At 54.1% G+C, this 24366-nt stretch carries 21 protein-coding genes and 3 tRNA genes; 8 read left to right on the top strand and 16 right to left on the bottom strand.

Going from position 1 to position 24366, the window contains the following annotated elements; genetic code table 11:
• Positions 1-75, top strand: a tRNA-Thr gene (locus AC5Q5A_RS17230).
• 101 nt (positions 76-176) lie between these two features.
• Here AC5Q5A_RS17230 and AC5Q5A_RS17235 read toward each other — a convergent pair.
• Complete coding sequence (locus AC5Q5A_RS17235) at positions 177-1208, bottom strand: NAD-dependent epimerase (protein WP_493896019.1); 1032 nt, start codon at positions 1206-1208, stop codon at positions 177-179.
• A 281-nt stretch (positions 1209-1489) separates the two neighbouring features.
• Here AC5Q5A_RS17235 and AC5Q5A_RS17240 point away from each other — a divergent pair, with 281 nt between their 5' ends.
• Positions 1490-2188 carry a putative metalloprotease CJM1_0395 family protein gene (locus AC5Q5A_RS17240; protein WP_493896020.1) on the top strand — a complete coding sequence of 233 codons (699 nt, stop codon included), beginning with the start codon at positions 1490-1492 and terminating at the stop codon, positions 2186-2188.
• Positions 2189-2484: 296 nt separating this feature from the next.
• Positions 2485-3138, top strand: a complete 654-nt coding sequence (locus AC5Q5A_RS17245) for a response regulator (RefSeq protein ID WP_008891795.1) — start codon at positions 2485-2487, stop codon at positions 3136-3138.
• Positions 3139-3252: 114 nt separating this feature from the next.
• Here AC5Q5A_RS17245 and AC5Q5A_RS17250 read toward each other — a convergent pair whose 3' ends face one another.
• The 9 genes from AC5Q5A_RS17250 to AC5Q5A_RS17290 all read right to left on the bottom strand — a co-directional run bounded on the left by AC5Q5A_RS17250 (position 3253) and on the right by AC5Q5A_RS17290 (position 12881).
• Positions 3253-5217 carry a hybrid sensor histidine kinase/response regulator gene (locus tag AC5Q5A_RS17250; RefSeq protein WP_493896038.1) on the bottom strand — a complete coding sequence of 655 codons (1965 nt, stop codon included), beginning with the start codon at positions 5215-5217 and terminating at the stop codon, positions 3253-3255.
• Positions 5218-5306: 89 nt separating this feature from the next.
• Positions 5307-6305 (bottom strand): acrylyl-CoA reductase (NADPH), encoded by a 999-nt coding sequence (acuI, locus tag AC5Q5A_RS17255; protein ID WP_493896021.1) that lies wholly within the window; start codon positions 6303-6305, stop codon positions 5307-5309.
• A gap of 94 nt (positions 6306-6399) precedes the next feature.
• Complete coding sequence (locus tag AC5Q5A_RS17260; RefSeq protein ID WP_493896022.1) at positions 6400-6780, bottom strand: YkvA family protein; 381 nt, start codon at positions 6778-6780, stop codon at positions 6400-6402.
• A 15-nt stretch (positions 6781-6795) separates the two neighbouring features.
• Positions 6796-7104: a hypothetical protein gene (locus AC5Q5A_RS17265; protein ID WP_493896023.1), complete on the bottom strand. Its 309-nt coding sequence runs from the start codon at positions 7102-7104 to the stop codon at positions 6796-6798.
• 91 nt (positions 7105-7195) lie between these two features.
• The gene (gene asnB / locus AC5Q5A_RS17270) at positions 7196-8968 is read right to left on the bottom strand and encodes an asparagine synthase (glutamine-hydrolyzing) (RefSeq protein ID WP_493896024.1); all 1773 of its coding nucleotides are present in this window, start codon (positions 8966-8968) and stop codon (positions 7196-7198) included.
• Between the two features lie 106 nt (positions 8969-9074).
• Positions 9075-10109 (bottom strand): glycosyltransferase family 4 protein, encoded by a 1035-nt coding sequence (locus tag AC5Q5A_RS17275; RefSeq protein WP_493896025.1) that lies wholly within the window; start codon positions 10107-10109, stop codon positions 9075-9077.
• Positions 10110-10113: 4 nt separating this feature from the next.
• Positions 10114-10878 carry a glycosyltransferase family 2 protein gene (locus AC5Q5A_RS17280; RefSeq protein WP_493896026.1) on the bottom strand — a complete coding sequence of 255 codons (765 nt, stop codon included), beginning with the start codon at positions 10876-10878 and terminating at the stop codon, positions 10114-10116.
• Positions 10875-11837 (bottom strand): glycosyltransferase family 9 protein, encoded by a 963-nt coding sequence (locus AC5Q5A_RS17285; RefSeq protein WP_493896027.1) that lies wholly within the window; start codon positions 11835-11837, stop codon positions 10875-10877. The genes AC5Q5A_RS17280 and AC5Q5A_RS17285 overlap by 4 nt, the downstream gene beginning before the upstream one ends.
• 3 nt (positions 11838-11840) lie before the next feature.
• Complete coding sequence (locus tag AC5Q5A_RS17290; protein WP_493896028.1) at positions 11841-12881, bottom strand: glycosyltransferase; 1041 nt, start codon at positions 12879-12881, stop codon at positions 11841-11843.
• 149 nt (positions 12882-13030) lie between these two features.
• Between AC5Q5A_RS17290 and ygfZ the strand changes: the two genes are divergently transcribed.
• Both ygfZ and AC5Q5A_RS17300 read left to right on the top strand, forming a co-directional pair.
• Entirely contained in the window at positions 13031-13945 is a 915-nt protein-coding gene (ygfZ, locus tag AC5Q5A_RS17295) for a CAF17-like 4Fe-4S cluster assembly/insertion protein YgfZ (RefSeq protein WP_493896029.1), read from the top strand.
• A 126-nt stretch (positions 13946-14071) separates the two neighbouring features.
• A complete protein-coding gene (locus AC5Q5A_RS17300) occupies positions 14072-14749 on the top strand; it encodes a hypothetical protein (protein WP_493896030.1) in 678 nt (225 codons plus the stop codon).
• A 62-nt stretch (positions 14750-14811) separates the two neighbouring features.
• Here the strand turns inward: AC5Q5A_RS17300 and ppdK are convergent, their stop codons facing one another.
• From ppdK to AC5Q5A_RS17330, 6 genes are all read right to left on the bottom strand, one after another.
• Positions 14812-17472, bottom strand: coding sequence for a pyruvate, phosphate dikinase (gene ppdK / locus AC5Q5A_RS17305; protein WP_063088893.1), 2661 nt, complete (start codon positions 17470-17472; stop codon positions 14812-14814).
• Between the two features lie 75 nt (positions 17473-17547).
• Complete coding sequence (glyS, locus tag AC5Q5A_RS17310) at positions 17548-19611, bottom strand: glycine--tRNA ligase subunit beta (RefSeq protein ID WP_493896031.1); 2064 nt, start codon at positions 19609-19611, stop codon at positions 17548-17550.
• A 3-nt stretch (positions 19612-19614) separates the two neighbouring features.
• Positions 19615-20505, bottom strand: coding sequence for a glycine--tRNA ligase subunit alpha (locus AC5Q5A_RS17315; RefSeq protein ID WP_064779553.1), 891 nt, complete (start codon positions 20503-20505; stop codon positions 19615-19617).
• A gap of 261 nt (positions 20506-20766) precedes the next feature.
• On the bottom strand, positions 20767-20991 hold the full coding sequence (locus tag AC5Q5A_RS17320; protein WP_063088891.1) for a hypothetical protein: 225 nt from the start codon (positions 20989-20991) through the stop codon (positions 20767-20769).
• Between the two features lie 75 nt (positions 20992-21066).
• A complete protein-coding gene (locus AC5Q5A_RS17325; RefSeq protein WP_493896032.1) occupies positions 21067-21852 on the bottom strand; it encodes a tRNA1(Val) (adenine(37)-N6)-methyltransferase in 786 nt (261 codons plus the stop codon).
• A 38-nt stretch (positions 21853-21890) separates the two neighbouring features.
• Complete coding sequence (locus AC5Q5A_RS17330) at positions 21891-22148, bottom strand: putative signal transducing protein (protein ID WP_493896033.1); 258 nt, start codon at positions 22146-22148, stop codon at positions 21891-21893.
• A 253-nt stretch (positions 22149-22401) separates the two neighbouring features.
• On the opposite strand from AC5Q5A_RS17330, the gene AC5Q5A_RS17335 reads away from it, so the two are divergent.
• The 3 genes from AC5Q5A_RS17335 (at position 22402) to AC5Q5A_RS17345 (ending at position 23903) form a co-directional block, all read left to right on the top strand.
• Positions 22402-23439 carry a polyprenyl synthetase family protein gene (locus AC5Q5A_RS17335; protein WP_287446221.1) on the top strand — a complete coding sequence of 346 codons (1038 nt, stop codon included), beginning with the start codon at positions 22402-22404 and terminating at the stop codon, positions 23437-23439.
• 99 nt (positions 23440-23538) lie between these two features.
• Positions 23539-23615 (top strand) — tRNA-Pro (locus AC5Q5A_RS17340).
• Between the two features lie 211 nt (positions 23616-23826).
• Positions 23827-23903 (top strand) — tRNA-Pro (locus AC5Q5A_RS17345).
• Positions 23904-24366 lie beyond the last annotated feature (463 nt).

Consider the following 24366-nt stretch of genomic DNA (forward strand, 5'->3'; position numbering starts at 1 on the left):
GCTGCTGTAGCTCAGGGGTAGAGCACTCCCTTGGTAAGGGAGAGGCCGGGAGTTCAAATCTCCCCAGCAGCACCATTTTCCAAGTACATTTCAGAACAATGTTTGCAAGCCCGCATCAAAGTGATGCGAGCTGCCATGATGTTGATTTTTCTGCGTCTTGAGGCAAGTCGCGCGCTCTAGCCGTAGAAAGCGCGATACCACTCAACAAAACTGCCGATACCGGTTTCAACCGAGGTGGCCGGCTTGAAACCGACAGCATCGGTCAGCGCATCAATATCAGCGTAGGTCGCCAAGAGGTCACAATCCTGCATAGGCTGCATGTTTTTCTTGGCCGTCTTGCCCAAAACCCTCTCGAGCGTCACAATCATATCCATCAACTCGACCGGATTATTATTGCCAATATTGAAAACCCGATAGGGAGCCGAACTAGTGGAGGGGTCAGGCGCGGCCGAATCCCATTTCGGGTTCGGTTGAGCTACAGTCGAGATGCAGCGATACACAACTTCGACAATATCATCGATATAGGTGAAATCGCGGCGCATCTTGCCTTCGTTGAAGACGTTGATCGGGCGACCTTCGAGGATCGCCTTGGTAAACAGGAACAGCGCCATGTCCGGGCGCCCCCACGGACCATACACCGTAAAGAAGCGCAGACCGGTCGTTGGCAGACGATACAGATGGCTGTAAGTGTGGGCCATCAGTTCATTGGCCTTTTTCGAAGCCGCATACAGACTGATCGGGTGATCAACATTGTGATGCACTGAAAATGGCATTTCGGTATTCATACCGTAAACCGAACTGCTTGATGCATAGACCAGATGCTTCACATTGTTGTGGCGGCATCCTTCGAGGATATTGGTAAAACCAACCAGGTTGGCATCAATATAGGCGTGCGGGTTTTCAATCGAATAGCGCACCCCGGCTTGGGCCGCCAGATTGACCACATAGGTCGGCTTTTCAGTCGCAAACAGATCAGCAATGCCTTCACGGTTTTCGAGATCCATTCTGACGAACTTGTAACCCGGTTTGCCTTCCAACCGTGCGAGACGAGCCTCTTTGAGATTGACGTCATAATAGTCATTGACGTTATCAAGTCCGACAACAGTCGCCCCCTGCTCCAGCAATTTCAAGCAAAGATGGGAACCGATAAAACCGGCGGCACCCGTGACAAGCACCTTTTCATTGGCCGGAATGATGAAGTCGGACATGCGCGTTGGAATTCCTGATTGAAGTACAGCTTGAAGCGCGCCAGGCGCCGGTTGGAAATTCGGGATTTTTGATACCAGCAAGGGTACGGATGCGCAAGTCATCAACCGATGCCATTACGCCTCAAGCGCCTTACACCTAAGACCGTTTATTGCGAGCCGAGACTCCCGGTCATTTTTCTGCTATGGTGTCTTTTCGTATAGGTTTCGTCTTAAGATTACGAGCGACGTCAAGACAGATGATTTCTGCTGGTCAAACCATAGCCAACCCGAATGGAGGCGGTTTGGGCGTTATCCTGAATGTTCGGGAAATCGCACAAACTGCCGATGGGCGTGTTTTGGCCGAATATGAGGCCATTGAAGTCCAGCGTCAGGGCGGAAATGCGTCATCTGTTTCGCCATATGCCATTGCTGGCGCCGGCTCAGACGGTGCACGCACGCGGATTGTTGATCCGCGCACCCTGACCGAGGCACAAGCAGTTGCTGGCGGTGTCAGCCGCGCGGAATACCGCGAGGCACGCGAAACCAATTCGGAAAACGGCAACCCCGCAAATGGTGCTTCGTCCAATCAGGATCTCGCCCCGGCTGAAGAAGCTGTGGTCAATCAGCTGCGCGCCCGAGATTCAGCTGTGCGCCAAGAGGAAAAGGCCCATGCCGCTGCTGCCGGGCCTTATGGCTCTGCACCGCAATACACATATCAGATTGGTCCGGACGGTAACGCTTATGCCATTGGTGGTCACGTTGATGTAAGCGTATCACTGTCAGGCAGTGCGGAAGATCGTGATCGTGCGCTGGCCACCTTGCAAAATGCAGCACTGGCACCAAACGCACCATCAGGTGCCGATATGGCAGCCTTCCGCCAGGCAAGCCTGCAAAGAGCAACCAATGATGGTATTGATACAAACAATACTACCGAAGAATCCGCACGTAACGAGGCGATGTCTAAAAACGGCGCGCATCAGAATATATCAATTTCTGTGTAACTTTTCCTGTCGCGGTTCCGTCTGATCCCCTGATATACTATTCGATGCGCGATGAAATACTTATCCTTGAGCTCGGATACCTATTCACTTGGATAGATGCTGCTATCAAAAACTATCCTGCCGTTTGACAGGGACACCGTTTTGTTGAATGCTGCGCTCGCGTCCGGGGGGGACGCTTGGATTGAAAATATCAGAATCGCGCGAAACCATATTATTGCAATTGTGGATCGCGTTTCCGAGGTCGCTGTCCCAATTTATTTCAGTGAGCTTTGGACAAGAACAGGTACGGCATAAAAATGAACATCCTGCTAGCAGACGATCACGATCTCGTCAGAGACGGGATCACTTCCTTCCTAAAACTCGCAGCGCCGGAAGTTGAAGTCGCGCAGGCGAAAGACTTCGCAGAAGCACTTGCCGTCGTTGACGGAGAAACCAACGTCGAACTGACCATCCTCGATCTGAACATGCCTGGCATGAATGGATTGTCAGGTCTGACCGTCATGCGCCAGAAACATCCTGAAATTCCGGTGGTTATTCTTTCAGGCTCGGTTAAACGCAGCGACGTTCTGAACGCACTGGAACATGGTGCGTCAGGATATCTGCCCAAGACGCTGTCAGGTAAATCCCTGATCAACGCCCTGCGTTTGATTCTGTCTGGCGAAAAATACATCCCGTCTGCATTGCTCGAAGACGATGGCACGCAGATGCGCCCGGGTGAGATCGACCTTGACGGCCTTGCACCAGACAACCCCTTGCGGCAGTTGACCAACCGCGAGCGCGAAGTACTGGGTCTTCTGACCAAGGGCCTTTCCAACAAGGAAATCGCCAAACAGCTAACCGTTCGCGAAATTACCGTGAAGGTCCATTTGACCGGTATTTTCAAGAAGCTTGGTGCTGCCAACCGTACACAAGCGGTGAAGATTGCCATGCAATTGGGCTGGGAAGCCTGATCGCTGCCAACTCCAGGCAAACAAATCAGAAAAGCCCGGCACAATGCCGGGCTTTTTCTTTATCAGTTTAAATCATAAGTCCACTTGCAGCCCAAAGCCCCCTGCGGGCCAAAGTTAAGCTGCGAACACTTCACATAGCTCATCAAGTGTAGCCAGAAGTTCCTTCAAGTTCAGCGGCTTTGACATCACCGTCACCGGTGCATCTGGTCCGTTTTCATCCTCAACCGGTCGGTCAGCGTCGCCCGGGTGCCCTGTCATGACGATTACCGGCAGTGCGGGATTGCGTTCCCGAAGTTCCTTGACCAAGGCGTTGCCATCCATATGTGGCATGCGAATGTCAGTAATCAGGATGTCAGGCTGCACAACACCCGCAATCGCCAACGCATCTTCACCGTTACTTGCAGCGGAAACGTTAAAGCCCTGTGCTTCAAGATATCCCGAGATGATTTCCATGGCATCAAGTTCGTCATCGACGACAAGCAAGCGAATTTTGCCGCGTGCTTCGGCATTCGGCGGCACCTTGGTCAGCCAGCTGTCCTGCTGACCAGCGTCGGCATGATGATCTACCTTCGCGGTGTCGACATCCGCAAGCGGCAGAGTGATTTCAAAGCAGGCCCCGTCACCCTCATTTCGCACATCAATTCGGCCGCCCATGGCCTCGACAATGCCAAAACTAACCGACAGCCCAAGTCCGGTTCCCTTGCCAACATCCTTGGTCGTAAAGAACGGGTGAAAAAGCAAGTCAATGGCCGCTTCCGGAACACCCCCGCCATTGTCGTTGACAGCCAGTTTCAATGACTTCCGCGCTTCGTCAACCATTGCGCTGACACGGATCAAACCACCGATACTGCCGGCATCATCGCCGCTTTCGTTGATAGCATCGCGCGCGTTGCTTAGCATATTGACCAGAACCTGTTCCAACTGAACCTGTCGGCCATTAACGAAACAGCGCTGCCGGGGGGCGACGACATCAATTGCAATGCCCGACAACCGGCAATCATGTTCGACCATGTCCACAGCACGCTCAACGGCTTTCATGACGTCGAACGGCGCAAAATCATCGTCGTCCGGACGGCTATATATCTGAAGATGCTTGATGATCTCGGACATGCGTTCTGTCTGGGAACTGATGAGCGCCAGTCTTTCGCGCTGGAAGGCCGGTTTCACGGCATCCAGATCATATTGCAAGGCGCAGGTATCTGCGGCCATCCGGATGACGTTTAGCGGCTGATTCATTTCGTGGGCAACGGATGCTGCCATTTCGCCAAGCGTTGCCAGTTTGGACGTTTGAACCAATTGACGTTCAACTTTGCGTTTATCCGTAACATCTTCTGCCAGCATCAGCATGGCTGGTGCCCCCTCGTGGGTGAAGGCAATGGCCGAGACTTCCAGCTCAACATTTTCGCCTTCCGGGCGTTGGCAGATGATTGTGAAGTCTGCGCGCCCCGGGTACCCGTTTCGATAACGCGAAATATACTCCTCAAGTGTTTCGCGGCTTGAAGGATGCACCATTTCCATGAAGGATCGCCCGACCAGTTTATCACTGTCGCGCGCACCCAGAATGCTGACGCCCTGCTGGTTCATATAGACGATCTCTTCGCCACTCAGGACAGAGATCAGTTCTGGTGCCAGCTCAACCAGTTTACGATAACGCTCTTCACTTTCCTTCAGCGCGCGTTCGGCGCGCGACCGTTCGATCGCATACCTGATGGAACGCCGGATTGTACGACCATCGGGAAATTCCTTGGTCAGATAGTCTTCGGCGCCATGTTGAAGTGCTTCGAACGCAAGTTCCTCGTCCTTGTGGCCAGTCAGGACGACGACGGGTGCAGCATTGGCACAACTGCGTACACGGCTGATGGTCTGCACGCCAGACGAGTCCGGCAACGTCAGATCCAGCAAGACAACATCAAACAGTGCCTCAGGCCCGTCACCATTTAGCACCGCCATTGCGGATGCAAGATCGCTTCGATGCTCGATATCAAACGGCTCGCCGGTTTCTTCCAGCAGGGTACGCACGAGAAACGCATCCCCGGGATTATCTTCGACAAGAAGAATTCGGAACCGTTGTTCAAGCATCACGTTCATTTCCAGCTTTCAGAGAAACGGATTTTCGTTCCGCATCGCACGGATTGAAAACCCGTTGATTCTGCATGGTTTTGCGGGTGCTAGCAATCCTGAACATCAACAAGCAGACGTCCCTGCACCTGCCCTTTGAGAATCTTCTCCCCCCATGGCAGAATATCGGACAGTGCAACTTTCGTTGTTGCAGATTGCAGTTGATCCTTCGGCAGTTCACGCGCGAGGCGCTGCCAGGCACGCACGCGTGTCTCGTAGGGACACATTACCGAATCAATTCCGATCAGTTTCACACCGCGCAACAGGAACGGGATAACAGTTCCGGGCAAATCCGGACCACCGGCAAGACCGCAGGCGGCAACGACACCATGATATTTCATCTCGGAAAGAACGTGGGCAAGCGTCGTGCTGCCGACACTGTCGATTGCCCCCACCCATCGTTCGGTCAGCAGAGGTTTGCTTGTATCGGTCAGTTCATTGCGATCAATGATGGTACTGGCGCCGAGATCACGAAGATACTGATGCGTTTCGGCCCGTCCCGTCGATGCGGCAACCCGATAGCCAAGCGCAGAAAGTATTGAAACAGCAACAGAACCGACACCCCCGGCGGCCCCGGTCACAAGGACTTCGCCATCCTGCTTTGTCGACACACCCTGGTCTTCCAGTGCCATGACTGCGAGCATTGCGGTGAAGCCCGCCGTGCCGATTGCCATTGCCTGTGATGCAGCAATTCCGGCGGGCAACGGAACAAGCCAATCGGCCTTCACCCGTGCAAGCTGGGCATACCCGCCCCAATGGGCTTCACCAACCCGCCAGCCGGTCAGCACAACTTCATCGCCGGGCTTATACCGATCATCGGTTGATGAAACGACTTCGCCGGAAAAATCAACGCCGGGCACATGGGGATAGGTGCGCACAAGTCGTCCCAATCCGTTCAGGACCATGCCGTCCTTATAATTGAGAGTTGACCATTTGACCCGAACCAGCACTTCTCCTGCGGGCAGGTCATCTGTCGTCAGGTTTTTGAATTCTGCTGTGACGCTTTTTTCTTTCTGGTCCAGGACCAATGCGCGAAATGAGTCAGCCATGGGATCCTCCCGATCTGTTCGGATGTTCGATCAAGAGTATGGTGCCCTCCACCGTGCGTCAAACATGCAAGTCACATCCGACAAGACGGATTGATTAATCAGCCGCAGGCATGCTTGCAGGATCAAGAGAGGTATCCATGCCACCCATCACCGCAACGGCGATAACCACAATCGCCAGAATACCGAGATAGACAAACAAGCGACGCGACGTGGGCTGTTTTTGTAAGTCGTCCCGGATCACTTCGCGTTGCACATCGTCAGGCAGGCTTCGATAGGACAGCCATCCCAACAAAGGCACGATCACAAGATCATCCAACCAGCCAATCCCGACCAAAACATCGGGCAGGAAATCAACAGGGCTGACCAGATAAACCAGACCGGTCAGTAAAAGAAGCTTGGATTTCAGCGCCACATCTTTACGCATCAAAGTGCGCAACAGGTTGGGTACGATCATCCAGACCGAAGCTTTTCTCAAGGGCAGTTACCCGTTTCAACGATGCAGTGGCGTGACATAGGCAGAGTAAGCAATCCGCATTGCGCGCGCAAACTTTTCACGCTGCTCAGCACTGGTTGCCTGCTCAGGCACATCGACCCCAATTGATCCGCAATCAATCGTACATTTGGCATAGACAGTGGGCGGGAGCTTGAATTCATATGTCGCGCCCAGTGTCGCACTTTCTTTCAAGGGCAATGCCTTGATCGATTTCGCGTGTAAATCACTCGGCGGTACAGTCATCCATGCCAGCAACAATGCAAAACCAAGAACCGCCAACATCGCCAGTTTATCAAGATACAGCATCACTCATGTCCCAACAGCATATCTGTTAATTGTTATTTGCAATTAAGAAATGCCGGAGCGAGTAATTTGTTCCCGTAAAAGTTAAGACGTCTTAACTTTTTTGAGAACTGGCGAGTGTTTCGAAAACGTCCGGGCAAGGCGCATGCCCGAGAACATTCGCCTGATGCCAAAGCGCATAGAACAGCAAATGCCAACACGCCGCACCTTCACGTTTGCCCGGGGTTTTGAAAAGTTTTTCCACCCTGTCGGCATCAGCGATCTCGATAATGCCTGCCTGCCGGGCGACCAGCGGCCCCAACTCCTTGCCGCGCCTTGCAATCCACTCTGAAACCGGAACCGTGCAGCCGCGCTTCTTGGCAAACGGCTTTGCCATTGGCAGACAACGTTCCAGCCAGCTGCGCAACAGAAACTTGCCAACGCCCTTTCTGACCTTGAGGCGGTCGGGAAGTTGGTAGGCGAACTCGGCGACAACCGGATCAAGGAACGGTGTGCGCCCTTCAAGACCGTGCGCCATCAGCATGCGATCAAGCTTGAGCAACAAATCATTGGGCAACCAGTCGGCGCAATCCACGGCCTGAGCTATCGCCAGACGCGACCGTTTCCCCCGGCTTTCACGACTCTCCGACGCTGCAATGCCATCACGCCACCCCTCCAGAATACCGGGCCGCAAAACATCGATCTTATCGAACGTCCCCTTGGAGCGCATCACACGCCCGCCAAGCAAAAAGGGGCGCATGACCGACCGGTACCGACCGTAGCCGCCAAACAGCTCATCACCGCCCTCGCCCGACAGCACAACCTTGAAATCGCGCGCGGCTTCCCTAGCAAGCTTGTAGGTCGGCAAAATGGCATAATCCGCTGCCGGATCATCCATTCGCGCGGCCACCTCTGGCAATAGCGCCCAGAAGTCATTTTCGGAAAACATCACTTCGATATGGTTGGCGTTGCACGCCTTGGCGACCTCTCGGGCGAGTTCGCGTTCGTCATGCACGCTGCTAGCTTCAAACGCCGCAGTATAGGCGGTTACCGGTCTCTCATTGAGCCGGTGCATCATACCAAGCAAGGACGCACTATCGACCCCGCCCGACAGGAACATGGCATAATCGACATCAGATCTTTGGTGTAGCCGAACCGATTCCTCGAACACCCGGTCCCACTCATAAAGCGCACTTTCGAGATCATTCCCGGTCGCACCTGCATCACTGAGAACCTGACGACGACGACGCTCGACAATTCGTCCGTTTTTCAAAACGATGGTCTCGCCAGGTTGCAGTCGTTTGATCCCATCCAGGATCATGTCCGAACCGGTGGTGAATTGCACCTGAAGCAACTCGGACCGGGCATCTTCGCGCACTTCCCGTCCGACAAGTCCGGCAGCAACCAATGCCTGCGCTTCGGACGCGAATGCGAAATATTCAGGGGTTTCAACGTAGTAGACCTGCTTGATACCAAACGGGTCGCGACACAGAACGACCTGATTATCGACCATATCATGAATGGCAAAGGCATACATACCGCGTAGCTGATCAAACCCGCCAATACCATCGCGCACGAATTTGCGAAGTGCAGTCTCGCTGTCTGAATGGGTTTTAAAGCCCTCTTCACCCAGATCTTTTCTGAGCTCGAGATAGTTATAAATCTCGCCGTTGGCGATCAGGACACTGCCATTCTCGTGATAAAGCGGCTGGTCACCAGTATTGAGATCGATAATTGCCAAGCGTGTGTGAATGAAACCGACGGGGCCTTTGACATAGCGCCCGTCACCATCTGGTCCACGGTACCCCAAAGCATCACGTAAACGATCAAGGATTTCAGGATCAAGGGATTGCTTGTCCTTGGCGATATAACCAGCAATTCCGCACATTGGACATTTACCTCAATGAAAGCCTCGTATTACCTTATGAGGCTTTCTGCTAATCCACTGGAGCAGCAGGGGTAGGCGTTTTCATCAAAACAGCGACAGAACCTCTTTATGGGATCAATTCTTCAAAAGCCTCGGCAGCCTGCGCCCACCCCCATGAACGCTGATTTTCAAGACATGCTTTGTGCTGCTTTTCCCATAAATCGTCGTCATTTAGAATTTCCGCGGTGCGTTTGGCAAATAATTCGTCATCATTTGCAACAAATCCGGTTTTATCGTCGACAATGCGCTCAGTGACACAGCCAACATCCTGCACCACACATGGTATCCCCATAGCCTGAGCTTCGCCCAGCGCGAGACAGAAAGTTTCACCAACATCACCTCGATAAGGCATGACACGTGCGTGGCGCATCTCGTCCAAGAGTTGGCTTTTGGGCACGGGGCCCCGCAAAACAACACCCTTGTCGCGAAGTGTTTCAGCTTGATCAAGAATAACTTTCATCCGCTGCGCTTTTTCATCTCCGGCAGAACCGTAGGTTTGCGGCCCTGCAAAGACATGAAGTTCTGCATCCGGTGACAGTGGATGGATTTTTTCCGCCCACAAATTCACGAGCCAATCAAGAGAACGCAATGGATTTGATGTGAAAATCGCACGTTTTTTTCGAATTTCGCCGCCAACCTCTGCATTCATAAAGCGTTTCTCAATACCATAGGGGATAATGACCCGATCCCCGCAAGGTGCCCACCTTGGATAAGTCAGAAGATGATGCTGCCCCGAGAAAACAATGGCTGGTTTAATTTTCCATAAGCGGGAAAGATACCGCCATTTAAGCAAATACTTGGCCGGATTATGTATCCAGAAAATCGTGCGTTTTGATCTGGGCATGCAGCCCATCAATTCAAAGCCGCGATTGGCGATATAGAGATCAGCAGTGTCGGGAAAACCATCAGATAGCGGGCACCACTTCACCCCGTTATTTTCATGAGGTTCACCACACTTGTTAATGATTTTAACATCGTGACCACGCTCTGCCAGTGCCTCTGCCAAAGAGATAAATGCCGTTTCAGCCCCCCCCAAAGGGCGGTGTTCCAGCGTAAATCCATCAAACTCTATACCACCATCAGCCAGAACGATTGTTGCCATGAGATCAATTTTCCTCGTGTTTGGCTTTTAGATAAGAGAGCACAGGAAACAGCCCGGCAAAAAGGGCTATCAGAAAGCCAATACCACCTTCTTTGTATCCTTTCCGGCCGATGTAGCAGCGAATAAAGCGCGAGAAAAACCGCCTGAGATTATTTGAAAAACTACCTATTTTACCGCTATCACGCAAATCGGCGGCGCGCGCGGTAGAATAACTGTCCAATCGCTTAATCATATCCGAAATATTGCGATCCACGTAGTGCCGCACAGGGTGTATTAATTTGGGACCTTTTTCCCCTTGAAAAGAAAGAGCTGGATGAACTCTTTGAGGTCCCCAGGTTTTGCAACCTGCGCGAAACAAACCTGGATAGGCAGGTTTCCCAAATGACGCCCCCCAACCGTGCAGAACCAACCGATCTCCAACATAATTGTGGACTGTCAGGTGATGAAAACCAAATTTACTGGTTTTAATCACTTCGCGAATTTCCTGCGCCAATTCTTCTGAGACGTGCTCATCGGCATCGACCTCAAGAACCCAATCACCACTCACTTGAGAGAGCGCGTAATTACGGCGCTCTCCTTCAATACTCCAACTACCCACCAGCGTTTTTGCACCTGCCTGTTTGGCTATTTCCTCTGTACCATCGGTACACTTATCGCACAGAACAATGATTTCGTCGGCAAAGGCGACATGCAACAAACAAGAGGGCAGACGCTCTTCCTCGTTATGGGCAGTAATGACTACTGACAGTTTTGGCGTCGAACTCATCATCGAACAGATCCATCCTTGCGTGCAAGCAACTCTCTTGCGGCCTGAAAAACCTTCTCAACTGGTAGGCTATCCATTTGCGTTTCGTGGGAGCGCCATATCTCGCCGGCCTTCCAAATTTCTTCAACAGATTTGTCAGCTCGTACGTGCGCTGTAGTCGGACCGCAAGGCCCATAATTCTCTATTCTCGTCGGACCGAACAGACCAAGGGTCGGGATGCCTGCTGCTGCTGCCATATGCATCAAACCACTGTCATTTCCGACATAGAGATCACTACGTTCCAAACAGGCTTGAACTGTCAGCAAATGCTCATCGCCAAAAATCACTGTGCGATCTTCGGGTTTTAAGGAATCAATCACAGGCTTGGCCGCATCGCGCTCGTTCGGAGCCCCGACCAAAAGCAAATGCGCATTAGGTAGAAGGCCGTCACTTGCACGAATATATGCAATCAACTCGATGAAACGATCCGCAGCCCAAGTTTTCCCACCCCAGTTGGCAGATGGACCAATTGCTAGCACCTTGCGGCCATCATTAGGTAGCAGATTGTTAGCGCGTTCTCGATGCTCGCTTTTCGTCCATACCTTTGGATAAAGCCAATGTGCCAGACCTATTGTACTTGCCATCTGTTCAACACGATGCACGCGATCATCATTCCCCTGCAACACCAGCCGCTTCCACCCCGGCAACACATATGCTGTCGCGCTTCCCCGCAGGTCGACGATGATGTCCCACCAGTTCAGGACGACCGATTTCCAGAGTTTCCACCAATGGCCGCCGCGTTTTTGCTTTGGCATTGTGATGATGCGTTCAAGGTTTGGAACGCCCTCGAATATCGGTGCCGCGACTGGCCCGCAGGCCACGGTGACGCGGATTCCAGGATAGGTTTCGACATAGTGGCGCAAAACCGATGTCGAAAGCACCGCATCGCCCAGACGGTTTGACGTTATGAACAGCAGGCGCACGGCTTACAGTTTCTCCAGCTCGCCAGCGACATGGATCCATTCGCGGCGATCATTGCGTGCGGCTTCGGATTGGCTGGCAAAGAAGGACCGGTCGGTCAGAAGCTGAGACGTGATGTTTCCAAATGCGGCCTCGTCCGGCACGATGTAGCCGGTCTTGCCATCCTCAACCCGGCTTTTGGCAATACCGCCATAGGACACAACCGGCGTCGCCGCCCCCAGCGCATCGACAATCCACTGCCCGACATGATCCGTGCCGTACTTGCCGTGGTGCAGGAACGCACGCGCATTGGCAACGGTTTCGGCCATGTCGGCCTCTGGTTTCGGATGATGGACCCGAACCCCCTTGTCGATGGCCGATCGCACCATATCAAGCAGGTCGTCCGACACGCTGTCATTTTCGCCTGCCATGGCGCTAAACAGGTCGTAGGCATAGACTTCGAGGATCGCATTCGGCGCTTTGGGCGCAACATAGGTTTCCCAGATGCGAATGATCTGGGCGATCCCGGTCGAACTGTTGGCAACCGTTACGGCCAATTCATCACGCGATTCAAACGCCCAGTGCATGTTCGATGCCATGACAAAGGATGTTGTCGCACCCGGTTTGACCACAATCGGCTTTTTGGCAAGGTCGGCATCAAAGGCCTTTGCCTGCGCATCATCGGTAAAGATGACCTGAACTTTCTTTTCCTGCAGAACCAGACGCACATCATCGGCATTCAGTCGTGCCGGATCGCCATCGAACCAGAGTGCCACCGTCGCCCCCTCGGGCACCGAAGCGTGGCTGAGCAATGCCGGATCACGCCAGACAATCACGGTATTGACCGCATCACCGCCAAAGGGCGGCAGTTCGGCTTCAAGCTGTCGCCAGGCAACGCCATGCATGTCCTTGTCGATGCCACCATTACGGCGCGCTTCGACCTTGTGACCACGGGCAACAAGGGACTCTGCCAAGGCAATGAAAGCGCGCTGGCATGTTCCGAGCGGACGGGCTTCGCGATCTTTGGGATCAAAGCCGATGGAGTGATCAAGCATCAAGATTTTCATAAGTTTGGTTCTATCCGTTCGACGGCGTTTTATGAAGGGTTTTCTTATAGCTTACCCACCCTGCCTCCGCACAGACAGGTCTTGCGAAATTTGTGTGATTGCCCCACATTTCGCCCAAACAATTCCGATTTACCGGAGCCATAAATATCATGAGTGAGACTTTTTACGCCCTTTTGCCGGATCGCGCCGTGATCCGTGTCAGCGGCCCGGACCGGGTCAGCTTTCTGCAAGGGCTGGTATCAAACAATATCGAAACCATTTCGGCCGAGAAATCCGGCTATGGCGCGCTTTTAACGCCACAGGGCAAGTTCCTGTTTGATTTCTTTGTCTATCATCAGGATGAAGACAGCCTGCTGATTGAATGCGAGCGCGGCGAGAATGGCGAGCGTGCGGCCGAACTGTTCAAGAAACTTCGCATGTATAAACTCCGCGCCAAGGCCGAACTGACAGATGTCACCGACAACTACGACGTCATTGCCGTCTTTGGCAAGGATGCGCTTTCCGCCCTGTCGCTGGATGCAACACCCGGTGCGACCGCACATATGGCCGATGGCATCAAGGCGGTTGATCCGCGTCTTGCTGAAATGGGGGCACGTGTTCTTCTGCCGAAGAATGCACTGACCGAAATGGCCGCAATTGGTGCCGAGGAACGCGATATCGAAACCTACCACGAAATGCGCGTTTCGCTTGGCATTCCCAATGGCAGCGAGGAACTGGAAATCGAGAAATCCATCCTGCTTGAAAATGGCTTTGAAGAGCTTGGCGGTGTTGATTTTAAAAAGGGCTGCTATATGGGTCAGGAGCTTACCGCCCGGACCAAATATCGCGGTCTTGTGCGTAAACGTCTGTTGCCCATCAAAATTGACGGCCCGGCACCGAATGCCGGCACGCCGATCATGAATGGCGACAAGGAAGCCGGGATTATTCGATCTGTCCATGGTGACCATGGGCTGGCAATGATCCGGCTTGAGCGGATTGAGGGCGATGCAGAGCTCAGCGCAGGCGACGCAAACATCACGGTTTCTGTTCCCGATTGGGTTCAGTTGCCGGAAAACGCAGCCTGATCTCGGCGCCCAATTTCAAATTTACGTTTCTAACGGGTCCCGCCTTGCGGGGCCCGTTTTCGTTAAAACCTGTTGCAATGCCGCAAAAGCCCCTATGTTAAAAGAAAAGCAAAATCGGGAACTGCGATGAAACTGTGGAACAGGGTCCTTTCTGCCCAGGGCTTGATGGCCGCGCTTTGCGTGCTCGCCATGGTGCCTGCTATGGCCGTGGCACAGCAAGCTGCACCGGGCCTGAGTGATGTGCCTGTTTCCGATATGTCGATTGCCGAGGCAGAAAAGGAAATGGCCACAATTACCGAGGCCTATAACCGCAAGGGTCATCAGATCAAACAGATGGCGCTTGGTACGCTGCTTCGATTTTATCCGCAGAAGATCGTGCCGTGTGGCGCGATTGTCACCAATGTTCGCGACTGTCTGGACAATCACTGGCCTGATCTTAAAGACTATCCGGGGCACTTTCTTGGACCGAATGAGAAACCGGCACTGAGACCCACAATCGAACAGGCCCGCATGACCGAGGAAAACTACCTCGATGCGGTTGAACGGTTGAACATGCTGCTGCGTGCCGTGCGCTATGAAAGTACGCTTGCGCCCGAAGAACGTTTTCGTCCGCAGCTTGATGCCGTGATTACCCATCTGACAGAGATGCGCGAGGCGGAATATCACAATCGCCTTCTTTACGAGAAGCTTTTCAAGATCGGCGGCATCATCTTGCTGCTTCTGGGTCTATCAGTTGGCGGGATGCTGGTGATGAAACACCATGCCCAGCGCAACGATCCATCATCACCATCAGGCAAAAAATAACGGCAACGGGATGCCCGTTGCCGTCGTTATCTTCATTCGCAAACTGAATTCAATTGTGGCGATTACTTGCCGAGCACAGCCTGTGCGGCGGCAAGGCGCGCAATCGGCACGCGGTACGGGGAGCATGACACGTAATCAAGTCCCTGTGCCTCGCAAAAGGCGATTGATGCCGGGTCGCCACCATGTTCACCACAAATGCCAAGCTTGATGTCGCCACGGGTCGCACGACCACGTTCGGCGGCAATGCTGACCAGTTCGCCAACCCCTTCCTGATCAAGCGACACGAACGGATCACCGGCAAAGATATCCTTGGAGATATAGGTATCAAGGAAGCGCGACGCATCATCGCGTGACAGACCAAAGGTGGTCTGGGTGAGGTCGTTGGTGCCGAAGCTGAAGAATTCGGCTTCTTCGGCGATTTCACCGGCCCGAAGTGCTGCACGCGGCAATTCGATCATGGTGCCAACCAGATATTTCAGCTTGGCACCCTTTTCGTCTTCGACCTGGGCGGCAACCTTGATGATCGCGGCTTTGAGGATTTCGAGTTCCTTCTTGCCGACAATCAGCGGGATCATGATTTCCGGAATGACCGGATCGCCACCATCCTTGGAAACCTCGATCGCGGCTTCGAAAATGGCGCGGGCCTGCATTTCATAAATTTCCGGATAGCTGATGCCCAAACGACACCCGCGATGACCCAGCATCGGGTTGGCTTCGGCAAGATCAAGCAAGCGGCGCTTGACGATGGCCTCCGACACACCGGCAGCCTTGGCCACATCAGCGATTTCGGCATCACCATGCGGCAGGAATTCATGAAGCGGCGGATCGAGCAGGCGAATGGTAACCGGCAGTCCCTTCATGATGCGGAACAGGTCAATAAAGTCCTGACGCTGATAGGGCAGAAGCTTTGCCAGTGCGGCACGGCGGCCCTTCTCGGTTTCGGCCAGGATCATCTCGCGCATCGAGACAATGCGTTCCGGATCAAAGAACATGTGTTCTGTACGGCAAAGACCGATGCCCTCTGCCCCGAAACCACGTGCGGTTTCGGCTTCTTCCGGGGTTTCGGCGTTGGTGCGGATTTTAAGACGCCGCAAGGCATCGGCCCATTCCATCAGTTGCGAAAAATCACCCGAAAGATCGGGTTTCAGGGTCGCCACTTCCCCCAGCATGACTTCGCCGGTGGCGCCATCAAGGGTGATGACGTCCCCTTCTTTCAGGGTCACACCGCCAGACATCATGGTTTTGTTGGCATAGTCGATCTTGACCGCACCTGCACCGCAAACACATGGTGTGCCCATGCCGCGCGCAACCACGGCTGCGTGACTGGTCATGCCACCGCGTGATGTCAGAATGCCCTGGGCGGCGTGCATGCCGGCGATATCTTCGGGGCTGGTTTCGATACGCACCAGTACAACCTTGCGGCCTTTGCCCGCCCATTCTTCAGCAGCCTCGGCAGAAAAGACGATCTGTCCGGATGCCGCGCCGGGCGACGCCGGAAGCCCCATGCCAACGACCTTGCGATCTGCTTCGGGATCAAGGGTCGGGTGCAGCAACTGATCAAGCTGTGCGGGGTCGACGCGTCTGATGGCGTCTTCCTGGGAAATCACGCCATCGCGGCACATTTCAACCGCGATCCGCAATGCGGCCTTTGCCGTGCGTTTGCCCGCACGGGTCTGGAGCATGTAAAGCTTGCCGGATTCAACGGTGAATTCCATGTCCTGCATGTCGCGATAGTGGGATTCAAGCTTTTCGCGGATATCACAAAGTTCCTTGAAAACGACCGGCATGGCGGCTTCCATCGAAATCAGGTCCGAACCGGATTCCTGTTTTTCAATTTCGGTCAGCGGGGCCGGTGTCCGAATACCGGCAACCACGTCTTCGCCCTGCGCATTGATCAGGTACTCGCCATAGAAACGATCTTCGCCGGTCGACGGGTTGCGCGAGAAGCAAACGCCAGTAGCGCAGTCATCGCCCATATTGCCAAAGACCATCGCCTGCACGTTGACCGCCGTACCCCAGCTGGCCGGGATGTTATGCAAACGGCGATAGGTATTGGCACGTGCGTTCATCCAGCTGCCAAACACCGCACCAATCGCACCCCATAGCTGTTCGCGCGGATCTTGCGGGAAGGGTTCACCGAGTTCAGTTTTGACTTTTTTCTTGAACGCCTCGACAACTTCGGCCCAGTCATCTGCGCCCATATCGGTATCAAGGCTGACACCCTTGTCTTCCTTGACGGTCTCAAGGATGTCTTCGAAGTGATAGTGATCAACGCCCAGCACGACGTCGCCATACATCTGAATGAAACGGCGGTAGCTGTCATAGGCAAACCGACGGTCGCCTGACACTGTTGCCAAACCTTCGACCGTCTCGTCATTGAGGCCGAGGTTAAGCACCGTGTCCATCATGCCGGGCATTGATGCGCGCGCGCCGGAACGGACGGAAACTAAAAGCGGGTCCTTGGCATCGCCAAACTTGCGACCAACAACTTTTTCGACAGATGCCAGTGCGGTTTCGACCTCGGCATTCAGACCATCGGGATAGGCGCGGTCATTGTCATAAAATGCCGTGCAGACTTCGGTCGTAATGGTAAAGCCGGGCGGGACAGGAAGTCCGAGATTGCACATCTCGGCAAGGTTGGCCCCCTTGCCGCCCAGAAGTTCACGCATATCCGAACGGCCCTCGGCGCTACCGCCACCGAAACCGTAAACCCATTTGGTCATCTTGCCTTTTCCTCATCTGGTCGAGGCCCCGATGGGCCTCCCCGGATGGGGAAAGCCCCGCAACCTTGACCTGTTTTATGATTCGATTTTCGAGAAGTCGGCAATATCGTGCAGCGCTGTGCGAATTTGTGCCAACAGCTTCAAGCGGTTGGCACGTTCGTCAGCATTGTCGCTATTGACCGTAACCTTTTCGAAGAATGCATCGACCGGTTCACGCAACCGCGCAAATTCGGTCATTGCCGCGGCATAGTCCTCGTCACGCAGAAGTGGCAAGGCCTTGTGCCGGACATCAATGAGCGCCTCATACAGCTTGCGTTCTTCTTCCTGGCTCAGAAGATCGGCGGAAACGTCCGCTTTATAGGACGTATCGTCCTTTTTCTCTTCGATGCGTAGGATGTTTGACGCACGCTTGTATCCGGCCATCAGGTTGACGCCGCTTTCGCCAGAGACAAAATCGGAAAGCGCTTCAACACGGGCCAACAGGCGGACAAGATCGTCCTCGCCATCCAGTGCAAACACGGCCGACACCAGATCATGGCGCACACCCTGTTCACGCAGATGGACTTTCAGGCGGTCTGCAAAGAAGGCCAGAAGGTCTTCAACCGCCTCGTCACGACGAATATTTGCCGGGTACTGGGAAACCGCGAATGCAAACAGACGCCGCAGCGGCAAACGCAATCCGTTTTCCAGAACCAGACGAATGACACCCAGTGCCGCACGACGCAAAGCAAACGGGTCTTTTGAACCGGTCGGCTTTTCATCAATCGCAAAGAACCCGGCAAGGGTATCAAGTTTCTCAGCCAAGGCGAGTGCCACCGAAACCGGTGCCGTCGGACACATGTCCGACGGGCCGGCCGGTGCATAATGCTCGGCAATGGCGTTGGCGACTTCCGGGGCTTCGCCGTCATTTTCGGCGTAGTATTTCCCCATCAGTCCTTGCAGTTCGGTGAATTCAAACACCATCTGCGACACCAGATCGGCCTTGCCGATTTCTGCTGCGCGGTCGGCCAGTTTGACATCACACCCCGGAATTTCCGCAGATACTTCACGCGCGAGGCCACGCAGGCGCAAGACGCGCTCGGCCAGCGAGCCAAGCTTGGCGTGGAAGACAATGTTATCAAGTTTCGGCAGACGCGATTGCAGCGTCACCTTCCGATCCTGATCCCAGAAGAACTTGGCATCATGCAAACGGGCACGCAAAACACGCTCGTTCCCGGCGATGATTTTTGCGTTGTTGTCTGCGGTGATCATGTTTGAAACCGTGATGAAGCGCGCGGCAAGCTTGCCAGCCTTGTCTTCGACCACGAAGTATTTCTGATGTTCACGCATGGAGGTTTCAAGAACCTCGCGCGGGATATCCATGAACTGGTCATCAACCTTGCCCATAACCGGGACCGGCCATTCAACCAGACCACAGACTTCTTCCAGAAGACCATTGTCTTCCAGAAGTTCAAAGCCCTCGGAAGCGGCAAGTTTCTTGGCACCCTCAAGGATGACCTGCTTGCGCTCTTCACGGTCAAGCATGACCTTGGCTGCGCGCAGCTTTTCCTTGTACTCGGCCGCGTTCGATACGCTGAATTCAGCCGGAGCCAGGAAACGATGGCCACGGGTGGTATCGCCTGCGGTGACCGGACCATAACTGACCGGAATGATCTTGCCATCAAACAGGCACAGAATACGGTCAAGCTGACGCACCCAACGGATTTTCTGATCTGCCCAGCGCATGGATTTCGGCCAGGGCAGTTTGTTCATCGCATCTTCGATGATGTCCTTGATGACCTCGGACGCCGCACGGCCTTTTTGTTCGACAATGGCAAACAGGAAGACGCCCTTTGGCGTTTCGCGCTTTTCACACTGATCAAGGGTCACACCGTTGCCGGCCAAAAAGCCATTGATGGCCTTTTCGGGGGCATCAGCACGCGGACCACGGCGTTCTTCGCGCAGGTCAGGCTGTTTTTCCGGTAGACCATCGACAATTAGGGTCAGGCGACGCGGGGTCACCAGTGCTTCGATCTTGTCAAACCCAAGGTCGGCAGCCTTCAGGCCGTCGGTGACCAGTTTGGTCAGGTCTTCGGCGGCACGTGCCTGCATGCGGGCCGGGATTTCTTCGGAAAACAGTTCAAGAAGTAATTCGGCCATGACTTATGCCTCCTCATTCAGATGGCCGCGCGACCGCAGCCACGCTTCGCAGCAGGATTTCGACATGTCACGAACACGGCCAATATAGGCCGCACGTTCGGTCACGGAAATCACACCGCGCGCATCAAGGAGGTTAAACAGATGGGATGCCTTCATGGCCTGCTCATAGGCCGGCAGGGCCAGACCACGTTCGATATTCACAGCACACTCGGCCTGAGCATCCTTGAAGTGCTGGAACAGCATTTCAGTGTTTGCGACTTCAAAGTTATAGGTCGACTGTTCTTTTTCATTCTGAAGGAACACGTCGCCATAGGTCACGCCATTGCCGTTGTAATCAAGGTCGTAAACGTTTTCGACGCCCTGAATATACATCGCCAAACGTTCCAGGCCATAGGTCAGCTCGACCGGGACCGGGTTACATTCAAAACCACCGACCTGCTGGAAATAGGTGAACTGGGTGACTTCCATACCATCAAGCCACACTTCCCAGCCAAGCCCCCATGCGCCCAGCGTCGGGCTTTCCCAGTCATCCTCGACAAAGCGGATGTCGTGGGCCATCGGGTCAATGCCCAGATGTTTCAGCGAGCCAAGATACAGGTCCTGTGAATTGGCCGGTGACGGCTTCATCAGCACCTGGAACTGGTAATAGTGTTGCAGACGGTTGGGGTTCTCGCCGTAACGACCATCGGTCGGGCGACGGGACGGCTGCACATAGGCTGCATTCCAGGTTTCCGGGCCCAGCGCGCGCAAGGTCGTCGCGGTGTGGAAGGTACCGGCACCGACTTCCAAGTCATAGGGCTGCAGGATGACACATCCCTGATCGGCCCAATAGCTTTGCAGTCGAAGAATGATTTCCTGGAATGAAGGGGGACGTTGCGACCCGTCGAGCGCCATGGCGCGAACTCTCTATTACTGTTGTGTGTAAATTTAAGGCGGCAAGCTACCGCCCTGCCCCCGCGCGGTCAAGAAGGCAAAAGCCCTGAGACGCGCTGAATTTGCAACCCTTGTATCCCGCCCTTCGCGATCATGCCGCATTGCAGCAACATTGATCATCGATTATCGGGAAAAATCCAAGTCAAATTCGCGCGGATTGCCCCAAAGTCGAATGCCGCACAGGCGCTTTGATCAGAACCTGGCTTTTATCGCTGAAACGGCTTACCCGTCACAGCGATGCGCATTGCCTTCGGCATGGTAAACGCCGCAATGCGGGCATTTTTCCAGTTCATGGGCAATCGGCCTGGTTTGCTTTTTCTTTTCCTGGCCGGTTTGCTTGGGCTGTTCGTTGCTTGAAACCTGTTTGCCGCGATTAAACAGCTTGAAGCCTTGCCAGACGACAACGATGATCAGCGCGGTGAAGAGGATTTTCGAAAAACTCAGCATATCAGGTCCCAAAGCACGGATTTATCTGCGACATCTGTCGCAGGCATGTCGTTCTTATATTGAAGTTTGACCGAATTAGAAACCGGGCAATGCCATAGGGTTGCGCAAAAGGGTATCGGTTTGCGGCAAATAGGCCCCGCCCTCATCGTGCAAAACGATCCCGCGCCGCATGGTTAATGGCGACGCAACGCCTTTACGCGCCGAGACGATCACACGCAAGGGCGCGTCGGCATCAGACTTGCTCCAGATCGGATAAACCGTCATGTCACCGGCGCGGCCATGCAACAGACCAATAATCCGGTCCAAATGGTCCGCACGGTGTACTAGCGTAATCCGTCCCTTTTGCCGCACCATCTTAAGACAGAACGCAATCCAGTCCTTGAGGTCTGCGGTGCCTTCCTGATGGGCCTTCGCACGGCTTTCATTGCTGGGCCGCGTGCCCCCGGCATAATAGGGCGGGTTGGAAATGACCTGATCAAAGCTTTCAGCCACCAGCGGCAGGCGACCATCATTGATATCGCCATGGATGGGCGTCACACGCCCCGCCAGATCATTTTCCATCACGTTGCGGCAAAACAGCGCATACAGATCGTCTTGCAGCTCGACACCGGTCACCTTCGCCGTTTCCAGACGACGGGCAACGCAAAGCCCGGCCGTACCGACAGCCGCACCGACATCAAGGACCTTTTCATCACGACGGGAATTGATCGAAACCGATGCCGCCAGCAACACAGCATCCACCGCCGCCCGATAGCCGTCGACAGGCTGCTTGAGCACCACCGACCCGCCAAGAAGAAAATCATGGCTGATGCGTTCTTCGGGGAAGTCTGGCACTTCAATGCGGGTGGCTGCATTCACCATCGATTATCCTGATCTGTTGTTTTGATCTGATTGCCCTGTTACTCGGACGTCATCGCGTCCGACGCATCACGCTTTGCGTTATGCTCATCCAATTCGCGTCTGGCAACATCAAGAACGTATTTCGCACGACTTTCCACATCACCATCCACCATCAGACGCCGTGGCAAGGCGCCGATCGATCCTTCGATAATACTGGCGTGGTAGTCAAAGATAAGGCTGTCGATGCCCTCATCGGCCAGAACAGCCTGTGCCCAGCTCAGTTCGATGGGATCGTTACTGCGAAAAAGTTCGATCATCTGCATTTTCCTTCAAACTGTGATCTGGTTTTGCATACGCTCTAAAATAAGAAGAAATCCAAAAAACGATAATATCTCTATAATGTAGGCGTTTGCGGTGATGGTTTTCAAAACCTGTGCGATAAAACTGTGAATTGCCAACGATCAGGCGTGTGTCTGCACCGCATTTGTCCACTTGACCACAACAGCTTGGCCTATCTATGTTGAGGCCGCCTGCTGTTATTTGCAATCTTCGCCCACGCAGGCAGCGAAGATGCCATTTGAGAAGTCGGAATACAGCGTGACCAATACCGCACCGCAGCCAAAGACTCAGCCGAGCCTTGATTCACTGGTCAACCTCGTTGATGGCGACATGAAGCGCGTCAATCAGGTGATCATCGACAACATGCACAGCGAAGTCGCCCTGATTCCGCAATTGGCCACCCATCTTGTCGCGGCCGGCGGCAAACGCATGCGCCCGATGCTGACACTGGCGTCAGCACGGCTTTGCGGGTATGGCGATGGACCGCATGCCGTGGACCTTGCGGCCTGCGTTGAATTCATTCATACCGCGACCCTTCTGCATGATGACGTGGTCGATGAAAGCCAGCTGCGCCGTGGCCAGGCATCGGCAAATGCCCTGTTTGGCAACGAGGCCAGCGTTCTGGTCGGTGACTTCCTGTTTGCGCGCGCCTTTGTCGTGATGGTCAAAACCGGGTCGCTGCGCGTTCTTGATATTCTGGCACAGGCATCTGCCGTCATTGCCGAGGGCGAAGTTCTTCAACTTTCGACCGCCAATGACATGGGCACATCCGAAGAAGCCTATCTCGAAGTGATCACCGCCAAGACCGCTGCCCTGTTTGGCGCGGCATCCCAGATTGGTGCGGTCATCGCCAACCGGTCGGCCGAGGATGAAGAAGCCCTTCGCCTGTATGGCATTTACCTTGGCACCGCCTTCCAGCTGATTGACGATGTTCTGGATTATTCCGCCCATCAGGCAACCCTTGGCAAAACCGTTGGCGATGATTTCCGCGACGGCAAGGTGACGCTTCCTGTAATCATTGCGTACGCCAATGGCGATGAAGACGAAAAGGCCTTCTGGCGTCGTTGCATGGAAGATCAGGACTTCCAGGACGGCGATCTTGACCGTGCGCAAACACTGATCCGCAAATATGATGCACTAGATGCATCGATGGACCGCGCCCGCGAATTCGGTGAAAAGGCGATTGCAACCCTGTCCCGCTTTGACGACGGCGCGATCAAGGATGCAATGGTCGAGGCAGTCGAATTCTGCATTTCGCGCCCATACTAATCGATATTCCCTTTGCGCATGCCGGGGTCACACCCGGACGGCGCAAAAATATCTTGCGTCGCCTGCGATAAACCATTATCACCCGGCTTCGCAGAATGACGGAGCGTAGCTCAGCCTGGTAGAGCACTGTCTTCGGGAGGCAGGGGTCGGAGGTTCGAATCCTCTCGCTCCGACCATCATTCAAAGGCCCTGAAACGTTTATGCGTTTCGGGGCCTTTTGCGTTTCAGTCAAAGATGCGTCGCGCTCTCATCACCTGCAGGGGCAGGATTTTCAATCGCTTGTTAAACTGCCCGTCCCGCGCACGCCTACACTGACATTTTTTCCGCCAAAACGACCGGTTTATGCTTGATCCACGCCAAAAGAAGGGATAAACCTCCGCCCACTGACGGAGCGTAGCTCAGCCTGGTAGAGCACTGTCTTCGGGAGGCAGGGGTCGGAGGTTCGAATCCTCTCGCTCCGACCATCAGTCGGGCGGTCTTTCATTGAAAGGCCGCCCGTTTTCGTTTTCAAACGATTTCTTCCCCTGTGTAACGATTTCTTCCCCTGTGTTACGGCGAAAATGACGCCATCTGTTGCATTTGCAATATCGCAAGACAGCATCGTTCGCCTGAATTGCAGCAAAAATCACCCGGACATGCCCGTGGCGTCACACAGAATCCCGGGCACGAATCCCCCCACAGTAATTAGGGTGATAAAACCAAAACCCCCTAAGCCGCGACGATCATGCAGCTTTTTGACGCGTAATTTTCAAACGGCATGAATGAACACCAAATGCGCATTCCCGTGCGGAATTCCTGCTTTCCACGCCTGACACGAAGTTTTCTTTTCGCACTGCAAAAGGATATTTTCTTTCGCAAACGGTGAAACAAACTTGCTCATCCTTGCGAAATACGCTTATGCTTCGCCCTGCAACATAAAAATCGGGG

This window comes from Thalassospira sp. CA1 (assembly GCF_059052855.1).

What these genes read in the sequence shown, in the direction of transcription:
- AC5Q5A_RS17235 (WP_493896019.1), bottom strand. Translation starts at nt 1,208, where the DNA reads ATGTCCGACTTCATCATTCCGGCCAATGAAAAGGTGCTTGTCACGGGT.
- AC5Q5A_RS17245 (WP_008891795.1), top strand. Translation starts at nt 2,485, where the DNA reads ATGAACATCCTGCTAGCAGACGATCACGATCTCGTCAGAGACGGGATC.
- AC5Q5A_RS17250 (WP_493896038.1), bottom strand. Translation starts at nt 5,217, where the DNA reads ATGCTTGAACAACGGTTCCGAATTCTTCTTGTCGAAGATAATCCCGGG.
- acuI (WP_493896021.1), bottom strand. Translation starts at nt 6,305, where the DNA reads ATGGCTGACTCATTTCGCGCATTGGTCCTGGACCAGAAAGAAAAAAGC.
- AC5Q5A_RS17265 (WP_493896023.1), bottom strand. Translation starts at nt 7,104, where the DNA reads ATGCTGTATCTTGATAAACTGGCGATGTTGGCGGTTCTTGGTTTTGCA.
- asnB (WP_493896024.1), bottom strand. Translation starts at nt 8,968, where the DNA reads ATGTGCGGAATTGCTGGTTATATCGCCAAGGACAAGCAATCCCTTGAT.
- AC5Q5A_RS17275 (WP_493896025.1), bottom strand. Translation starts at nt 10,109, where the DNA reads ATGGCAACAATCGTTCTGGCTGATGGTGGTATAGAGTTTGATGGATTT.
- AC5Q5A_RS17280 (WP_493896026.1), bottom strand. Translation starts at nt 10,878, where the DNA reads ATGATGAGTTCGACGCCAAAACTGTCAGTAGTCATTACTGCCCATAAC.
- AC5Q5A_RS17290 (WP_493896028.1), bottom strand. Translation starts at nt 12,881, where the DNA reads ATGAAAATCTTGATGCTTGATCACTCCATCGGCTTTGATCCCAAAGAT.
- ygfZ (WP_493896029.1), top strand. Translation starts at nt 13,031, where the DNA reads ATGAGTGAGACTTTTTACGCCCTTTTGCCGGATCGCGCCGTGATCCGT.
- AC5Q5A_RS17300 (WP_493896030.1), top strand. Translation starts at nt 14,072, where the DNA reads ATGAAACTGTGGAACAGGGTCCTTTCTGCCCAGGGCTTGATGGCCGCG.
- ppdK (WP_063088893.1), bottom strand. Translation starts at nt 17,472, where the DNA reads ATGACCAAATGGGTTTACGGTTTCGGTGGCGGTAGCGCCGAGGGCCGT.
- glyS (WP_493896031.1), bottom strand. Translation starts at nt 19,611, where the DNA reads ATGGCCGAATTACTTCTTGAACTGTTTTCCGAAGAAATCCCGGCCCGC.
- AC5Q5A_RS17315 (WP_064779553.1), bottom strand. Translation starts at nt 20,505, where the DNA reads ATGGCGCTCGACGGGTCGCAACGTCCCCCTTCATTCCAGGAAATCATT.
- AC5Q5A_RS17320 (WP_063088891.1), bottom strand. Translation starts at nt 20,991, where the DNA reads ATGCTGAGTTTTTCGAAAATCCTCTTCACCGCGCTGATCATCGTTGTC.
- AC5Q5A_RS17325 (WP_493896032.1), bottom strand. Translation starts at nt 21,852, where the DNA reads ATGGTGAATGCAGCCACCCGCATTGAAGTGCCAGACTTCCCCGAAGAA.
- AC5Q5A_RS17330 (WP_493896033.1), bottom strand. Translation starts at nt 22,148, where the DNA reads ATGATCGAACTTTTTCGCAGTAACGATCCCATCGAACTGAGCTGGGCA.
- AC5Q5A_RS17335 (WP_287446221.1), top strand. Translation starts at nt 22,402, where the DNA reads ATGCCATTTGAGAAGTCGGAATACAGCGTGACCAATACCGCACCGCAG.